Raw genomic sequence first — 16,486 nt, forward strand, 5'->3', positions numbered from 1 at the left:
TTTCTAACATGTGTTATCCTCCTATTTACAAAAAAACAGGGTGGTATGTCGTCCACCCTGCTTCCGAGCATTCAGCATACTAACCTCAATTAGGTTACTCGATGATGTTGTTCTCTTGATCCTCTACAGCAGCCTTCATCTCATCTGTAACTTCTATGCCTTGCTCTCCAGCTGCCTTCAGATTCAGGATAAGATCCAACTTGTCCGGTACAGTCACCTCAAGATCTCCTGGATTCGTTCCGTTCTGCAGGATGTCAGCTGCCATCTCGCCTACTTGGTAGCCATGATCATAGTACTTGAAACCGACAGTAGCAAAGGCACCCTTCTCTACCGTATCCCGATCACTAGAGAAGAAAGGAAGGTCATTGTCATTAGCCGTCTTGATAATAGTATCCACGGCACTCACGACAATATTATCCAGTGTGATATATAGTGCATCTACCTTATCAACGAGTGAAGCAGCAGCTTGTTGAACCTCCGACGTATTTGTTGCCGCTGCTTTCACCAGCTCGATGTCATGCGCGGCAAATGCTTTTTCCGCGCTAGCTGCCATGACAACTGCGTTTGGCTCACCTTCATTCAGAACAAGTCCCACCGATTTAATATCCGGCATTTGTGTCGCAATGAATTCTGCCAGCTTCACAATGGCCTCTGGATTCGTATCGGATGCGCCAGAGACATTACCGCCCGGTTTCTTAAGATCGGTGACCAGTTTAGCATCCAGCGGATCCGTCACTGCTGCGAACAATACCGGCTTGTCCTTCACTTGGCTTACGACAGCTTGTGCGGAAGGTGTAGCAATCGCAAGAACGAGGTCACTGCTGTCCGTTGCAATCTTCTGGGCGATGGAGTTGTTATTCGCTGCATCGGCCTGTGCGTTGTTATAATCAATCTTTAGATTCTCATCCTCTACAAGTCCTGCATCCTTGAGCGCTGCAATAAACCCTTCCTGTGTTGCATCCAGTGAAGGATGCTCAACATACTGAGAAATAGAAATAGAATAGGTCTTCTCTGCAGCCCCTTCATCTCCTCCCGCTGTACCTGAAGTTCCGCTCTCTGTGCCGGATGGATCGCTGCCGCACCCTGCAACCAGGGCGATTGAAGCCGTTACCATTAATGACATCCACCATTTTTTGCTCATCTTTGTTTCCCCTCTCTTTTCTACATGTCCCCATTTTCCATTAAATACCTCTTACATACTGCGTCACATAATAGCATTAGTGCTTTTATATTTAACTGCACTAAAGCAATATGGCGTGTTTGGTTCCTGTTTTGGAAATTATTGACGCGTGGTCGATACAACTTTTCCCTAATATTAAGGGCGCCTGCACTATTCGTCAATTAATACTTTTATTGTATGTTAAAAAAAAGAAACGTCCAGCAGAAATTTCTGCTGGACGCCTCCATATATGACACTTATTCTATATTTAATTTTCACAAGACGAAATCTTGTAAGTGCAGCATCGGCCGCCCTTAGCAAGACACTCCGTGCGCGATACTGAAACCTCAAGCAGGGACTGAAACAGCTCCAACTCACAGCGGCAGGCCTGTCCATAGGCATCTGCCACTTCGGAGATGGGGCAATTGTATTCTTTCAGCACGAAGCCCTCTTCCACTTCCATCAGCTCGGTCATATATCCGTTGTCATTCTGGATGCGGGCAAGAGATTGAACCCTGCCAGCGAGGTCCTTGCCCTTCATCTCCGAGGCATACCGCTGGTGCAGCTTGTTCCTTCTCCGCTCGAATAACAAGTCGATCATCTCTTCACCTGACTCCTCGGCAAGCTCACCTAGCAGATCGAGCGTTACCTTCGGATACGTCTTCGGAAACAGTCCCTCTCCACTGTCAGTAAGGCCAAATACTGCAGAAGGGCGACCGGCTGTCTGCCGGATTTCGCTCGTTGCGATATGTCCATCCTTCTCCAGTGTCGCCAGATGCCTGCGGACCGCCATTTCCGTAATGCCCAGTTCAGCTGTAATTTCACGAGCACTTAAGGGACCTTGAACCTTCAGCATGTGAAGGATTCGCTGACGTGTGGACTTCTCTTTGGGCGCGCTCATTACAACCACCTGCTTTCTTGTCAGTGAAGATGCGGATCTAATTAAGATATAGCCTTCGCGTGCGCCTCTTCCCGGCAAGCATCAGAGCAGAAATGCTGATGCTCTTCCTCACATGCCTCACAAGATACGTACTGGAGATTGCATGTCGGGCAGTTCACATATTGGTCATGCGTTGTTCCACAGTGGTAGCAGGAAGCAATGACAATATCCTCTTCCGTCTGATTGATTGGCACGGAAATTCTTTCATCGAATACATAACATTTTCCGTCAAACAACCGGCCTTGTACTTCCGGGTCTTTACCATAAGTCACAATACCGCCCTCAAGCTGGGCTACATCCTCGAAGCCTTCTTTGATCAGGAATCCGGTCAGCTTCTCACAGCGGATGCCGCCTGTGCAGTAAGTGATGACTTTCTTGTCTTTGATATCGCCTAAATTCTCGCGAATCCATTCGGGAAACTCACGGAAGGATTTGACGTCCGGACGAATTGCACCGCGGAAGTGGCCAATCTCATACTCATAATCATTCCGGCCGTCAATGACAACAACGTCATCGCGTTGAAGATGCTCATAGAACTCTTTCGGGCTGAGGCGTTTGCCGCCAATTACATTCGGATCAAGCTCTTCATCATAACGGAAGGTAACGAGCTCTTCCTTATGACGAACGAACATTTTCTTGAATGCATGCCCTTCGACTTCGTCAATCTTAAACCAAATATCGCTGAACAGCGGATTGGCCTTCATGTCGTTCATATATTGCTCGGTCTGCTCGTAGGTACCGGATACGGTGCCGTTAATTCCTTCTTTGGCAATCAGTATCCGTCCTTTGAGACCAAGGTCTTTGCAGTATTTTAAATGTTCCTGTGTAAAAGCCTCAGGATCCTCAATCTGGACAAATTTGTAGTACAACAATACACGATAATTAGAATTACTCATTTTCTTCATTTCCACCTGTCTTTATTTATAGTTCCAAGCTATGAATTAGACAACTTGAATTTGTTTATTACCTCATAAACGACAAGAAGCAGCCGCAAAAAAGGGATTCCCTTCCGCCGCTACCGTCAGTTCTCGGGCAATGTATACATTAAGTCTATAAAAACAACGAAGCTTAGTCAATATTTATGTATAAAAAGGGGGCTGTGGCTTGCTGGAAAAGCATCCGTTATTTTCTGCAGACACATAAGGACGCTTCAAAAAGCATGACCTATAAAAAACACCAGGGAATCATGCGATTCCGCTGGTGTATTATGATGAATTAAGCTTTGACCGACCCTTGAGTTACACCATTGATGATCCATTTTTGTGCGAAAATATAAATGAGGATCATCGGCAGCATGGCCATCAGATACGAAGCAAAGGCCAGGTTGAAGTCCGTATTAAACTGTCCTTGGAAGATATACTGCACAAGCGGCAGTGTATACTGATCCTGATCGCTGATCATAATGAGCGGCAGCAGGAAGTCGTTGTAGGTGGACAGACAGGTCAGAATTCCGACCGTTGCACTCATCGGTGCCAGCAGCGGGAAGATAATCCGCCAGAATGTACCCCATGTTGTTGCTCCATCGACCTTGGCCGCTTCTTCCAGAGCGATTGGAATTGAACGAATATAAGCCACGTAGATAAATACGTTAAAGGCCAGACCATATACTGTGTGCAGCAGGATAAGTCCCAGCAGGTTGGTCATGCCGAGCCCTGAAGTAAGCTTAACGACAGGCAGCATAATAATCTGGAATGGAATGAACATCGCACTGACAAAATAGAAGTACAGCCCTTTAAAAAATTTGTGGTTCATGTTCCGCGCGATCGCATAGGCGACAAGCGAGTTGGTCAGCAATGTCAGGACCACCGTCGATATCGTAACAATCGCACTGTTACCCAGCGCGTTGAAGAAGCCTGTCATCTCGATGGCACGAGAGAAGTTATCCCACTGGATATCTGCGGGAAAGGAGAAGACGGATTGACGCATCTGCTCCGGATTTTTGATCGCAATCGTTAGCGTCATGTAGAGAGGGAACAGGATCACAATCGTACCGAGCGCGACGAGCAGCGTAATCGGCCAATTGGTGCGTGAGCGTGATTTTCTCATTACATGTCACTCTCCCTTCTCTGCAGAAATCTAAGCTGAATAATCGAGATAATGGCGATCAGAATGAAGTAAATGATGGCATTCGCCGATTGATAAGCAAATTCGCCGCCTTCGAAACCGCCGGTATAGATCAAGTGCGCAATGGATTGTGTTGCCCGTCCTGGTCCACCGTTCGTCATGGCTACGATGAGATCGAAGACCATAAGCGAGTTCTTCATGGCAAGCACCATGTTGATCGTGAAGAATGGTGCGATAAGCGGGAAGGTAATACTCCAGAATTCGCGCCATTTGCTCGCTCCGTCCAGATTGGACGCCTCATACAGATCCGTTGGAATGGTCTGCAGCCCGGCAAGATACAGGATGGTGTTGAATGCAATCCCTTGCCAGATCGCGACTGATACAACCCCAACCCATGCGAGATCCTGGCTGCCCAGAATATTGGTTGATAGGGCAGTCAATCCTAGATTCTCTCCCCAGATCGGGAATACGTTCGAGAACAGGTAGTTGAAAATATATCCGACGATCAGAATGCTCAAAATGTTCGGAAGGAAGTAAATCGCCCGGAAGAAATTCCGGTATTTGATCTTCGCATTCAGCCCCAGCGCAATCAGCAAGCTGATGATGTTAATGAAGATGGTCGCCACAATGGCATATTTAATGGTGAATCCGTATGCATTCCAGACGTTCTCATCTGCAAACAGATTAATGTAATTTTTAAATCCAACCATATCATATTGATCACCGAAGCCGTTCCAGTTCGTAAATGAGTAATACAACCCTTGTAGTGCAGGCAGAGTCATAAACACAAAGAACAGTGCTACGGCCGGCAAAGTCATCCAGTAGAACGGAGTAAGCCGATTCTTCATGTTTGTTCCTCCTCGTATCCTATCTTCGATTTGCTACCTTATCCCACTCTTCGTCGAGTTTCTTAAGATAAGCATCAATGTCTCCGACCTGCAAAAATTCCTGTACGATTGAATTCAGCTGAACAGCAGACGGAATGTAGTGGTCAGCAAAGTCGGTGACCTGGCCTCTCTCGATATAAGGAAGGATCTCAGCTACGCTCGAATCATCCTGCGTTACTCCTTCTACTGCCGCAAACAAATTCTGCTCATCAATATACTGCTTCATGTTATCTTCACGCAGCAAAAATTTGATAAATTCAATGGCCTCAGCCTGATGCTCTGTATCTTCAGAGACCGTAAGCAGCGTGTCTATCCCGTTAACCAGCTTGATCTCTTCAGGGTCATTTCCGGTCGGGAAAGGGAAGAATCCGATCTCAATATTCGGGTTGGCCTTGCGTATCTCTGGAATTGCCCACGTGCCTTGGATATACATGAAGGCATCCCCGTTCGCGAAGGCACGGTTACCGTCCGCATAGGTCTTACCGAAGTTATCACTATGCCCGTAATCAAGAATCTTCAGCTGCTTCTCCGCTATTTCGCGGTAACGCTCCTGGAACGTCACTTCGCCATCTCTGCGCTTCAAATAGAAGTCGATCCCTTCCAAGTTCGGGGCGAGTGCATTAAATGCAAGGTTGGTCTGCCAGTCGTCTTTATAGGTTAGGTAAAAAGGTATTTTACCTGCATCTTTAATTGTCTCCGCTGTCGCAATCAGGTCATCCCAAGTCTTAGGAACCTCAAGCCCCATCTCGCGGAACAGCGTCTTGTTATACATGATACCGTTTGCATTTGTTGCAAATGGAATCCCTGTGAGCTCTTCAAGACCGCTTACGTCTTTCACCATCTGAATATAGCTCGGATTGATCAGATCGATCATTTCTTGATCGGTCTGATCCATGAAAATACCGCTCTGAGACAGCAAGGAGAATGTATCCGTTGCTCCCAGCGCCATAATATCCGGAACATCATTCTTTACAAGCCGGGTCTTAAGCACCGTTTCTGCATCCGGTGGATTGACCTGTGTCACTTCAATTTCAGACTGCTCCTGATTGAATTTCTCTACAAGCTTGTCGAAGGATTCTTTCGCCTCGGGCTTGTTCTGAAAGAATTCAATCTGGACCTTGCCGGAGGCCCCTTCACTGCTGCCGCATGCGGTAAGCATTAATGCCGCTCCACCGGCAATGAGGAGCATTTTACAACTCTTAAGCCATTGAAATCTCATGGTGTACCCCCTCTATCTTGTTCTGATAAAAGTGCTTACATTTCCACTCGGTGTAAAGCATAGCACACTCGTTTTTAATGACCAATGGTTATAAATGTCTAACTTTAAGGTATATGTATTTAGTTCCATTGCAGTCTTGCCAACCGAAACCGGTTTCGATTAACCAGAAAAAAACGAGTGATATTTATTAAACACCCGTATCCTGGTTTAAACACCTGCATAATGAATTTTGTATAGTTGAATTTTTAGAACCTTTAATTTTTTGAAACAGACTCGTTTAGGGAATGAGCAGAATTTTTCCTGTGCTTTGCCGACTTTCAATCCATTGATGTGCTTCTGCTGCACGATCAAGCGAAAATTTCATGGGTTCAGCTAGTTTAATGTCTCCGCTTGTAATGGCTGTAAATAGGTCGTTCGCCCGCCGCACACGGTCGGCATGATCTGTCACATGATTCCATAAGTCTCCCCCGGTTAATGTTTTCGACGTATCCATCAGCATCCTTGGATCGACTGGAACAGGATTACCTCCGGCCATGCCGTAGAACACGATATGGCCTTTGATTTGAACTGCTCGGAAAGTGTCCATTAACGTACTTCCAACCGAGTCATAGGCCGCTCTGACACCTTCCTGCTTGTACGACCATTGCCTTGCTTGATCTACCCAATTGCCTTCATTGTACAGCAGAACTTCATCAGCTCCCGCTTGCAGAGCAATGTCACGCTTTGACGAGCTAGAAGTAACCCCTAATACTCTTGCCCCTTTTGCTTTGGCAAGCTGGACAAGCAGCTGACCTACTCCACCTGCAGCTGCGTGCACCAGAATTTCATCCCCAGCCTGTACAGGATAACTGTCATTTAACAAGTAATGGGCCGTCATACCCTGTAGCAGCACGGTTGCTGCCTGGTCATACGTAATCTCGGAAGGCAGCTTAATGGCTTTCTCCTGAGGAACCAATACCAGCTCACTATTTGCATGTGGAACATCAGCAAAGCCCACACGGCTGCCTGGCGGCAAGCCTGTAACATCGTCTGCAGTCTCCACCACAATACCGGCTCCTTCGTAGCCTAATATGTAGGGCGGCTCCCCCTCCAGATGATAATTTCCTTTTCTGCGATACACATCTGCATAATTTAGACCGACGGCCTTCATTCGAACAAGCACACAGCCCGGCTTAAGTTCAGGCGTCTGCACATCTTCAATGTGCAGCACCTCAGGACCACCAAATTCCCTAAATACTGAAGCTTTCATTTATATTCATCCTCCCTTAAGGATTATATATTTTTTGAATATATACTCATGCCCTGTTGACACATGATAATATAATATATTTTATATGATCTCCTACTCATATTGAAGAAAGTGAAGGTGCAGCGACAACATGAACTCCGTAGAAACAAAACCTCTCCGTGTCTATATGGCTGGCTATGAGGTGTTCCGTACCGATGCTTCCGAGCTGGGACAACACATGAAGGCGCTGTGCGCTGAATATGGATTTGAAGGTATTTTTCCACTAGACAAGGATATTAAACCCCAGCCTACACGGCATGAGACGGCGGTCGCTATATTCGAAGGCAATGTGAGACTGATCGAGAAATGCGATATCATCATCGCCAATCTGAATCCCTTCCGCGGGCAGGAGCCGGATTCCGGCACCGTATTTGAATGCGGGCTTGGATACGGACTTGGCAAGAAGCTGTATGCCCATGTTCTTGATGCACGTACGATGGGGGAGAAGCTGGCAACTGCGACAGATCCAGTGACAGGACTGTATGAAGACGGGATGACGATTGAGAACTTCGATCTGCCCACCAATCTCATGCTCGGCATTCCTGTTACTATCGTAGAGGGGACATTAGAGGATGCGCTAAAGAGACTACGTACAGATCTGGGTATGGATGCTGAGTAGTCTCGCTGATGAAGTCAAAAAAAGAACGTTCGCCATGAACGTTCTTTTTTAACATACATAATTATTAATGATTTCTAATGATTTCATGCCATTCCTTGAATCAATAGTCCAATACACATGATCAAGCCGCAGAGCACCGAGGATTGCTGTGAAGCTCCCATAAGCGGAAGATAGGCCTCCGACGGGTTTACTTTGCCGAGAGATTTATATACTTTGTACATAGGTATGACAGAGACAACGGCCAGAAGCCCATACACAGGCAGTGCCCCAAACACGACACTTACAATCAAGAGCACATAGGCGAGAACCGTCATTATTTTGGACAGACGCAGCGCACGCTCTTCTCCCCACATCACGACCAGCGTTTTCTTGCCAATCTCACGGTCCGCACGCCAATGCAGAAAATGATGGTTAAACAGCAGCATCGTGGTCAGCATGCCGACAGGCAACGACAGCAGCAGCGGTGCAACTGCAAATTCACCTGTCTGTACATAATACGCCCCAAGCACAGGCAGTACTCCGAATGAAATGAAGATACCAATCTCACTGTAGCCTTTGCCGCGATAGCCGAATTTAATCGGAGGTGCAACATAGAAGTATGCGATAAGCGCACCAATCAGGGCAAGTACCAGAATCGGCCAGCCGCTGACGATGGTCAGAATCAGCCCGCACACGGCAGCCAGAACAAGAAATCCCCACGTAATTGCAGCAAACTTCTTCTCCGACATGGTTCCCATCGTCAGGAATCCAGAATTCGTTGATATTGCTCCTTCTGTTTCAGCCGCCTCTGTGTCCGTACCGTTACGGTAATCCCACAGATCGTTGACCATGTTCGAAAATATATGAGCGGATACAGCCCCGACCAAGGTCAGCAAGAACAACAGAAAGTTGAACTCCTTATCAAACGCATAGGCTGTAATCGTGCCAAGAACAACAGGAACAATCATGACGGTCACTGAAAATAATCGAGTCATTCGTTTAAAAAAAGTCCAGTTACTCATGATGTATTTTTTAAGCCTCCTAATATGACAATAATCTCAACACTTTGTGACAACGTTCACACAATGTTTGATTATACACCAAATCAGCGGAGTTGTAATCGGAAAATTTTTGGGTTCGGTATTTGGGGTTCGGTGTTTTGGCTGTATCTCTCCGGTTGCCTCCGGCAAAAGTCGTTCTACATCCAAAAACCTCTCTGGAGAGGCAAGGCTTGGCTTGGGCTACTCGGGGAAGTCTTGTGCCGGTTCGGTGTTTTGGCTGTATCTCTCCGGTTGCCTCCGGCAAAAGTCGTTCTACATCCAAAAACCTCTCTGCGGGGAAGTCTTGCCTGGGCACAGGGTCAAAAATGTGAGCGCTGCACCCTCCGGGATCTCATCCAGCTAAGTATTGCGCCTGCGATAAACAGCAATACACCAACATTCAAGGCTACATCTGCGAAATTCAGTATCCCGCCTTCTTCCGAAAATTTAAGGAAATCGGTTACTGTGCCTCGGAAGAATCGATCTACCATATTCCCCGCCGCACCTCCAACCAGAAAGCCTGCCCCCACATTCATCAGCCGGCCTTGAATCTCTCCCTTATGCCTGTAGTACAGAATAAAAGCAATAAAAACAAGCGCAACTACGCCAAATAATCGTGCATACCCCTGGAACAGACTAAATGCCATTCCCGAGTTTTCGTAATGCTCTAATTGATGGACAATATTTCCCATAGGAATGACTTCGCCAATGTCCATATGCTCTCGGACCCATAGCTTGCTAGCCTGGTCTATAATCAATATAACGATCGCCGTAATATAAAATAGCATTATTTCCTCCTTCTCCTCATCTGCTGCTCCATATCTATAACCTGAAATAAAAACTTCAAACTACGTTTATACTGCAATCCGCGCCTCTTACTCCTAATCGTTATGTATTTGCGTGTTAGCTGACTGCTTCTATTCCTATCTACTTCACTGTAACACAGCCGGTCTGTGCAAATCCAAATCCTGTACATCCAATCTTTCTAACCAGCAAAAAAGGGGCTTCATCTATAAGTTAGAGAAGCCCCTTGATCACCTCATGTTTCTATTTAATGGATGAGAGCACATCAAGCAGCATACGCTTGAAGGCTTCACGATCGATCTCTTCACATACACGTACATTCGGTGTCTGCCCCAGCCGTCCATTAATATCGACGACGCTGTACCCTCTAGTGTACTGACCGCCCACTTCAACATCTACAAAATATTGACCCGTTCTTGTCATAATGGATTCATCAGCAGCAGCGGCCATGAGCAGCGTATCCGGATGCGTTGTTCCAGGCAGCCTGTGCACCGACTTGTTGAACTGCATAACGACCTTGTTGATATCGATAAAGAATTGCGCCCCAGAAGTGCCGAGTGCCGCAATCTCCTCATGATCCTGATCATCCATGATGGAATAGCGAGTACACATCTCCCAGCCTACCATGGTCATAGGAATACCCGAATGCAGCACGATCTGAGCTGCCTCAGGGTCTGTATAGAAGTTGTACTCAGCCGCCGGTGTGATGTTACCCAGCGAATTGTTGGCTCCACCCATAATATAAATATGAGGGATTAGGGGTGCAATACTCGGATCCTTTTGGATAGCCATCGCAATATTGGTCAGCGGCGCGATCGCTAGAAGATGAATCTGTCCCGGATTCGCATGCACTGTTTCAATGATATAATCTACCGCATGTCCTGACTCGGGGCGCTGATCTGCTAATGGAAAATGAGCACCTCCCATTCCGTCATCCCCATGAACATCATCGACATAACGGTGCTGCCCTGAACCAAGGGTAAGCATTGGCCGTTCATACCCTTTGTACACAGGTACTTGTCCGCCTTTGCCCGCAACCTGAACCGTGTAAAGTGCATTCTCGACCTCTTGGTTAAATTCCACATTACCGCCCGTAATCGTAATTCCCTGCACGTCAAAATAATGGAGAGCCGTCAGGATCGCAATCGTGTCATCTCCGGCGGTATCCGTATCAATAATTACTTTCTTCATATGTAGTTCCCCCTCACCTGTCTTGTTCATGTTGTCATCATTCCTTATTGAACCATTATAGCGTCACGACCTGCAAGCGAAAAAATGACTTATGTTTCATAGCATCTCCCGTACACAAATAACTTCATTCAGATACGTTTGCAATTTCATGCATAAATCGTTAACATCTTTTACGGAGAAGAACTAATAGGAGGATTTTATATGTTAAATATGGATAGCTACACACAGCATTGGCTGACCCATCGCGAGGTTCTACATAAGCTGGTCACACTAGATCAGGATAATCTTGTTCACTTCACCCCATGGGAAGGCGGAATGAGCTACGGAACGCTTGTCCTTCACATCGCCAGCTCTACACAAATGTTCGCGAACATGGTCAGCAAGGGGGAATTCACCCCTTCGCAAACCAAAGATGAATGGACAACACTCGAAGACGTACAACGTCTTGTGCATGAGTATACAGAAGCGACGAAGGAGATTCTTGCTTCCATAACAAACGAGCAGCTGCAGGCAGAAATTACGTTCTTCGGCCAAACTGCACCTGCTCATGTGTTCTTAAGTAAAACGCTGGATCACGAAATTCATCATAAGGGCCAATTACTCACGTATGCGCGAATTGCTGGTGTGAAAGAGCTTCCTTTCTTTATGTAATTTAAATTGTTTACTATGATTTATTCAATATCCGGGTCCCCTTCGACTCGGATATTGCTATTTTAGGCTGATTAACACGCCTTACATATGGGTAAATATGGAGATAAAATTTTAGGAGGTCTCATATTTTGAAAAAGTGGAAATGTTCAATGATCGGAATGATTCTCGTCCTTATGCTGGCGGCCTGCGGCGCAGAGAATGAGAGCCAGGAGGTCACACCTACGGATGAGGCAAACACAGAAGCGACAACAGGTGCAGATAACATCGAGGAATCGACAGAGGCACCAGCAGAAGAAACGTCAGCAGAGATTCCAACAGCGGAGGAGCTTCTGAAGCAGGTGTCTGAATCCAGCAGCAGCATAGAGAGCTACTCCATGGACACAAATATCACGCAAAATATTACGATGGCAGTTGACGGTCAAGAGCAAACTCAAGATGTAGAAATGAACATGAAGCAGGACATGGTTCTCTCACCCATTGCTGTATATCAAGAAATATCTACCTCTTTACCTGCAGAAAGCGGTGCTCAGGAGATCAAGCAATACATAACCGAAGACGCGATTTACTCCCATGTAGAGGGTTCATGGATGAAGCTCCCTCAGGAGTCCATTGGACCTTTGGTCGAGCAATTTAAGTCCCAAGGCAGTGCTGCCGAACAGTATGATCAGCTGAACAGCATCGCGAACGAGATCGAAGTAACGGAAGAGGGCGATGTATATTGGTTAAAAGCGAATTTGTCCGGTGATGGCGTTAAGGACCTTGCTCAAGAAATGATTGCACAGCAAGGTGCAACCGATCCGCAAATGGCAGCCATGATGGAGCAGATGGATATTAAGAGTATTGATCTGTCCTATAGCGTGAACAAAGAAACTTACTATCCTGCAGATATGACCTACAACATGGAGATGAGCATGGAAATGGAAGGTCAGAATGTAAGTATTCTTATGGCGATGGACGGCTCCTTCTCCAAGTATAATGAACTGGACAAAATTGATATTCCACAAGAAGTTCTCGATGCTTCAGCATCACAATAATATCAGCAAGCAAAATTTCTAAAATATACAGAGAACAAGCACCTTCAAGACAAGAACAATCCGGCAAATTTCTGCTTTTGAAGCTTTTGCCGGAAGTCTGTCTTGAAGGTGTTCTTTATGCTTTAACTTAGATGATTGATGACACACCATCTTCTTTTTCTTTTCTCTTCTCCGCATAGTAGTCATAGTTGCCAAGGTATACATCAAGAGCCCCTTCATGCAGCTCCCATACCTTGCCCGCCAGTCGGTTAATGAAATAACGATCATGAGAGATCGCGAGTACGGTCCCTTGGTAGTCCTCAAGTGCTTCCTCAAGCGCCTCCCTAGAAGCAATGTCCAGATGATTCGTCGGCTCATCGAGCAGCAGAACATTCGGCTTGTTATTTACGAGCACGGCAAGTCTGAGTCTCGACCACTCACCACCTGACAGCTTCCCGATCTCCCGGAACACATCCGGTCCATAAAACATATATTTCGCCAGTATCCCTCTTGCAGCGCCTTCCTCCATACCTACCTCTTCCCGGAAAAATTCAAGCACCGTCTTCTTGGGCTCCTTCATCTCTTCCTGCTGAGCAAGATAGCCGATGGTGACACCGCTTCCCCATTCAATGTATCCCTCATCTGCCTGTTCATCACCAAGCAGCAGCTTGAAAAAGGTCGATTTGCCAGAACCATTAGTGCCGAGAAGGGCGATTTTATCCCGAAACTCAATCATTCCCTCCACATTCTGAAGTATCTGTTTATCCGCGAATTGTTTACACAGCGCTTCGAATAGTAACACGACCTGTCCGGAGCGGTCTCTCGTTCCCAGATCAAAGGAAGCATGCTTCGGATTCAGGACCGGCCGCTTCACCTGTTCCATTCGATCCAGAGCCTTGCGTATGGAAGCAGCACGCTTGAAGAACTTCTCATTCCCGCCGATCCGCCCCCATTCCTCGAGCTGACGAATCGTTTCCTTCATCTTCTTGACCTGCTTCTGCTGCTCCTGATATTCGGCAAACTGCTGAAGTACACGCTCCTCCTTCATACGGACATAGCCGGTATAGCTGCTCAAGAAAGTGCTTGCTTCACCGTCCTCCAGCTCAACGATTTTGGTCACCACCCGATCAAGGAAAAAGCGATCGTGAGATACAATGATGCACGCCCCTGAGTATTGCCGTAAAAATTGCTCGAGCCACTCCATTCCTTCCAAATCCAGGTGATTGGTCGGTTCATCGAGCAGCAGCAGCTCAGGCTTCATAATCAGCTGGGATGCGAGCACGATTCGAGTCTTCTCCCCGCCGGATAGTGTATCGAAGGGCCTCGAATACATTAATTTCTTAATGCCAAGTCCTGTCGCCACTTGATCAATGCTGGCATCGATCTCGTAGCCTCCGCCCCGCTCATACTCCTCTTGGAGCACAGCATATTTATGCAGCAGCCGTTCAAGTGCATCCGGATCAGCTGCTACAGCCGGATCACCCATTTGCTGCTCCATCCGGGACATCCTCTGACGGCAGTCAGCAAGCCTGCTGAAGCCATGCGACAGCACCTCATATACTGTCAGCTTCTCAAAAGCAGCGGGTATCTGCGGCAAATACCCAACTCGAGCTTCCTTTTTCACCGTAAGCAGACCTTTATCGGGCTTCTCCAATCTTGCAATAAGAGAGAGCAGTGTTGATTTGCCGCTTCCGTTCGCACCGATCAGTCCTACCTTCTCGCCTTCATGCACTTCGATGGTTACATCATTCAGCACCAGATTGGCGCCGTGGTATTTTTGTATATTTTGACCGTTCATTATGATCATCTTAAGGATCCTCCTATGGTGTAGAAGACCCTGACCTTAGCCGCAAATAAAAAGAGCCGCGGGAACAAGCCCCGCGACTCCTTAATCGGAAACAAATCTGATCCGTTCTGGAGGTTATGGCAGGCATCTTCTCGAATGGGTAACGATATGGGACAATTGGACAGACTTCTCCCGTATTTCGAAACCTCTGAAAAAGATGCCAGACAGCACCATTGGCAGCTGGCTCAAGCGGTTGTTTACCCATTCAATATTCACCTGCCTCACCTCCTCTCATCAAAGTTATTGTTAACTATACCACAAAAAGAATGATAACCCTACCCGGCTCGTGCGGAAAAAATGTTTATAGCTGTTCTTTACTTTTGTCAGCTACTTAAGCCATGTATCAAAGAACCTGCGATAGCCTTCCTTCATTACCGTTCTGGAGAATGCACTGAAGGCATAGTCCCGGTTATCCTCAGACGTTCTGCGCGGAGAAGCGCAGGCCATGTTCACCAGCTCGAAGAAATTGCGGTCATTCCCGCTGAAGGCATGGGTAGAGTTGATATGACCATAGCAGGGATGCTCGGGCTTCACCACCATTTTGCCCATGGCCAGTGCTTCTGTCAGCGGCATGGCAAATGTATCAAAGCGTGAAGAGCTCCAGTACACCTTGGAGGAATTCATCAGCTCGAACACCTCATCTTGAGTCAGAGCAAAGCGAAGCTGAATATTATCCGGAATATCATACTTCTTCATGCTCTCCTTATACCGGCGTCCACCGAACACCATGAAGACTTCCTTGTCCGGATTCTGTCTTGCATACTCCAGCACGAGATCCGGCCTGCGGTTTGCCTCATCCCGCCCAATCCACATGACCCGGTTATCCACGACCGCAGACGGATCATAATGCTTCTTCGCCAGTTCTTCATCGAACCCGATGGGGATAACGGTAATGTCCTGAACGCCGTAATTTGAGTTCATCTCTCTCTTCAAGAACTCCGTCTGTACAATCGCCTTGTCCACAATGGAATAGAACGGCTTCATCATCTCATAGCCGGTCAGCGCAGGATCGGGGAAGCTGTGCGGAAAGAGTACGCTTTTATCGAGGAACATCTTCAGAAAAGTAAAGCCGGATACCGTGTAAATCACATGCTCTATATTTTGAGAATAGAGCTGATCCAGCACGATATCATAATTAACCAGATCCCCCTTCTCGTGCTCATAGCCTTGCACCCAGTCATATCCGCTGACATGCCGCTCCGGCGATATAAATACGATCTCGACACCCAGCTCCCGTCCGATGCTCTGCAGCCTGTCTGCAAAAACCCGAGGTCCTTGTGCTTCGGCAAACTGAATTTTGCGCATTACGAGTCCAACCTTATCCAATAGCCTTCTCCCCCTATCGTTGTCTTATCGATAAATATAGCATGAAAAAACCGCCATAGGGGAAGGAGTAACCTTACCTTATCGCGGTACACTTACAGAGCTATGCTATTTCTTGTATTCCATTTTGCATCAACATACATACAAAAAAACTAACCTTTTTTCATTGCTTTCAAATCACTGGTTGCGTTGGAGAGTACAGGCAGCATTCTCATCTGCCGCTCCATTGGCGAGGAACATAAACTGCAGCTTGGTTCGCTCTCGAACGTAAAGTCGTCCCGCATCCAGCCTTTGCAGTCATCATTGGTGCATGACCACACTTTTGTGTTTTCCTCGGGGATTTCCTCTGTTACTTGACGTCTGTACATGAATACTTCCCCTCCTATCTACGCAAATAAACGGCTCATTTCCGTCTATCCCGCATTCGCTATTTTGGAGTGAAAACAAGAACTGCCTTCAACTT

16 protein-coding genes and 1 pseudogene are annotated in these 16,486 nt (G+C 46.9%); 3 read left to right on the plus strand and 14 right to left on the minus strand.

From position 1 onward, the window contains the following. Positions 1-94 precede the first annotated feature (94 nt). The 7 genes from ACFSVM_RS23575 to ACFSVM_RS23605 all read right to left on the minus strand — a co-directional run bounded on the left by ACFSVM_RS23575 (position 95) and on the right by ACFSVM_RS23605 (position 7,518). Positions 95-1,141, minus strand: coding sequence for an ABC transporter substrate-binding protein (locus ACFSVM_RS23575; RefSeq protein WP_076314336.1), 1,047 nt, complete (start codon positions 1,139-1,141; stop codon positions 95-97). A gap of 286 nt (positions 1,142-1,427) precedes the next feature. Next, positions 1,428-2,060 (minus strand): helix-turn-helix transcriptional regulator, encoded by a 633-nt coding sequence (locus tag ACFSVM_RS23580; RefSeq protein WP_379264928.1) that lies wholly within the window; start codon positions 2,058-2,060, stop codon positions 1,428-1,430. 41 nt (positions 2,061-2,101) lie between these two features. Beyond that, positions 2,102-2,995: an oxygen-dependent tRNA uridine(34) hydroxylase TrhO gene (gene trhO, locus ACFSVM_RS23585; RefSeq protein ID WP_076314334.1), complete on the minus strand. Its 894-nt coding sequence runs from the start codon at positions 2,993-2,995 to the stop codon at positions 2,102-2,104. Between the two features lie 319 nt (positions 2,996-3,314). Then, positions 3,315-4,145: a carbohydrate ABC transporter permease gene (locus ACFSVM_RS23590; protein WP_076314333.1), complete on the minus strand. Its 831-nt coding sequence runs from the start codon at positions 4,143-4,145 to the stop codon at positions 3,315-3,317. Beyond that, positions 4,145-5,011 carry a carbohydrate ABC transporter permease gene (locus tag ACFSVM_RS23595; RefSeq protein ID WP_076314332.1) on the minus strand — a complete coding sequence of 289 codons (867 nt, stop codon included), beginning with the start codon at positions 5,009-5,011 and terminating at the stop codon, positions 4,145-4,147. Before ACFSVM_RS23595 ends, ACFSVM_RS23590 begins: the two co-directional genes overlap by 1 nt. A 19-nt stretch (positions 5,012-5,030) precedes the next feature. Next, complete coding sequence (locus ACFSVM_RS23600; protein WP_379265235.1) at positions 5,031-6,239, minus strand: ABC transporter substrate-binding protein; 1,209 nt, start codon at positions 6,237-6,239, stop codon at positions 5,031-5,033. Between the two features lie 307 nt (positions 6,240-6,546). Then, positions 6,547-7,518, minus strand: coding sequence for a quinone oxidoreductase family protein (locus ACFSVM_RS23605; RefSeq protein ID WP_076314330.1), 972 nt, complete (start codon positions 7,516-7,518; stop codon positions 6,547-6,549). Positions 7,519-7,648: 130 nt separating this feature from the next. Here ACFSVM_RS23605 and ACFSVM_RS23610 point away from each other — a divergent pair, with 130 nt between their 5' ends. Then, positions 7,649-8,176: a nucleoside 2-deoxyribosyltransferase gene (locus ACFSVM_RS23610; RefSeq protein WP_076314329.1), complete on the plus strand. Its 528-nt coding sequence runs from the start codon at positions 7,649-7,651 to the stop codon at positions 8,174-8,176. Between the two features lie 83 nt (positions 8,177-8,259). On the opposite strand, the gene ACFSVM_RS23615 is transcribed toward ACFSVM_RS23610, so the two are convergent. The 3 genes from ACFSVM_RS23615 to ACFSVM_RS23625 form a co-directional block, all read right to left on the minus strand. Beyond that, complete coding sequence (locus ACFSVM_RS23615) at positions 8,260-9,177, minus strand: prenyltransferase (RefSeq protein ID WP_379264931.1); 918 nt, start codon at positions 9,175-9,177, stop codon at positions 8,260-8,262. Positions 9,178-9,515: 338 nt separating this feature from the next. Beyond that, positions 9,516-9,983: a signal peptidase II gene (gene lspA / locus ACFSVM_RS23620; RefSeq protein ID WP_090724852.1), complete on the minus strand. Its 468-nt coding sequence runs from the start codon at positions 9,981-9,983 to the stop codon at positions 9,516-9,518. Between the two features lie 259 nt (positions 9,984-10,242). Then, positions 10,243-11,190, minus strand: a complete 948-nt coding sequence (locus ACFSVM_RS23625; RefSeq protein ID WP_076314326.1) for a nucleoside hydrolase — start codon at positions 11,188-11,190, stop codon at positions 10,243-10,245. Between the two features lie 201 nt (positions 11,191-11,391). Here ACFSVM_RS23625 and ACFSVM_RS23630 point away from each other — a divergent pair, with 201 nt between their 5' ends. Together ACFSVM_RS23630 and ACFSVM_RS23635 are read left to right on the plus strand one after the other, a co-directional pair. Further along, positions 11,392-11,841: a DinB family protein gene (locus ACFSVM_RS23630; RefSeq protein WP_379264934.1), complete on the plus strand. Its 450-nt coding sequence runs from the start codon at positions 11,392-11,394 to the stop codon at positions 11,839-11,841. A 128-nt stretch (positions 11,842-11,969) separates the two neighbouring features. After that, complete coding sequence (locus ACFSVM_RS23635) at positions 11,970-12,875, plus strand: DUF6612 family protein (protein ID WP_274338481.1); 906 nt, start codon at positions 11,970-11,972, stop codon at positions 12,873-12,875. Positions 12,876-13,023: 148 nt separating this feature from the next. Here ACFSVM_RS23635 and ACFSVM_RS23640 read toward each other — a convergent pair. The 4 genes and pseudogenes from ACFSVM_RS23640 to ACFSVM_RS23655 all read right to left on the minus strand — a co-directional run. Further along, positions 13,024-14,661: pseudogene (locus tag ACFSVM_RS23640) on the minus strand (ABC-F family ATP-binding cassette domain-containing protein); the annotation flags it as partial. Positions 14,662-14,775: 114 nt separating this feature from the next. Beyond that, a complete protein-coding gene (locus ACFSVM_RS23645) occupies positions 14,776-14,916 on the minus strand; it encodes a hypothetical protein (protein ID WP_177178727.1) in 141 nt (46 codons plus the stop codon). Between the two features lie 111 nt (positions 14,917-15,027). Then, positions 15,028-16,026: a glycosyltransferase gene (locus tag ACFSVM_RS23650; protein ID WP_274337748.1), complete on the minus strand. Its 999-nt coding sequence runs from the start codon at positions 16,024-16,026 to the stop codon at positions 15,028-15,030. 149 nt (positions 16,027-16,175) lie between these two features. Further along, the gene (locus tag ACFSVM_RS23655) at positions 16,176-16,391 is read right to left on the minus strand and encodes a cold-shock protein (RefSeq protein WP_076314321.1); all 216 of its coding nucleotides are present in this window, start codon (positions 16,389-16,391) and stop codon (positions 16,176-16,178) included. Positions 16,392-16,486: the final 95 nt, after the last annotated feature.

It is taken from the genome of Paenibacillus shunpengii (assembly GCF_042684905.1).
In the GTDB taxonomy this organism is placed as follows: Bacteria; Bacillota; Bacilli; order Paenibacillales; family Paenibacillaceae; genus Paenibacillus; species Paenibacillus shunpengii.

What these genes read in the sequence shown, in the direction of transcription:
- ACFSVM_RS23575 (WP_076314336.1), bottom strand. Translation starts at nt 1,141, where the DNA reads ATGAGCAAAAAATGGTGGATGTCATTAATGGTAACGGCTTCAATCGCC.
- ACFSVM_RS23580 (WP_379264928.1), bottom strand. Translation starts at nt 2,060, where the DNA reads ATGAGCGCGCCCAAAGAGAAGTCCACACGTCAGCGAATCCTTCACATG.
- trhO (WP_076314334.1), bottom strand. Translation starts at nt 2,995, where the DNA reads ATGAGTAATTCTAATTATCGTGTATTGTTGTACTACAAATTTGTCCAG.
- ACFSVM_RS23590 (WP_076314333.1), bottom strand. Translation starts at nt 4,145, where the DNA reads ATGAGAAAATCACGCTCACGCACCAATTGGCCGATTACGCTGCTCGTC.
- ACFSVM_RS23595 (WP_076314332.1), bottom strand. Translation starts at nt 5,011, where the DNA reads ATGAAGAATCGGCTTACTCCGTTCTACTGGATGACTTTGCCGGCCGTA.
- ACFSVM_RS23600 (WP_379265235.1), bottom strand. Translation starts at nt 6,239, where the DNA reads ATGCTCCTCATTGCCGGTGGAGCGGCATTAATGCTTACCGCATGCGGC.
- ACFSVM_RS23605 (WP_076314330.1), bottom strand. Translation starts at nt 7,518, where the DNA reads ATGAAAGCTTCAGTATTTAGGGAATTTGGTGGTCCTGAGGTGCTGCAC.
- ACFSVM_RS23610 (WP_076314329.1), top strand. Translation starts at nt 7,649, where the DNA reads ATGAACTCCGTAGAAACAAAACCTCTCCGTGTCTATATGGCTGGCTAT.
- ACFSVM_RS23615 (WP_379264931.1), bottom strand. Translation starts at nt 9,177, where the DNA reads ATGAGTAACTGGACTTTTTTTAAACGAATGACTCGATTATTTTCAGTG.
- lspA (WP_090724852.1), bottom strand. Translation starts at nt 9,983, where the DNA reads ATGCTATTTTATATTACGGCGATCGTTATATTGATTATAGACCAGGCT.
- ACFSVM_RS23625 (WP_076314326.1), bottom strand. Translation starts at nt 11,190, where the DNA reads ATGAAGAAAGTAATTATTGATACGGATACCGCCGGAGATGACACGATT.
- ACFSVM_RS23630 (WP_379264934.1), top strand. Translation starts at nt 11,392, where the DNA reads ATGTTAAATATGGATAGCTACACACAGCATTGGCTGACCCATCGCGAG.
- ACFSVM_RS23655 (WP_076314321.1), bottom strand. Translation starts at nt 16,391, where the DNA reads ATGTACAGACGTCAAGTAACAGAGGAAATCCCCGAGGAAAACACAAAA.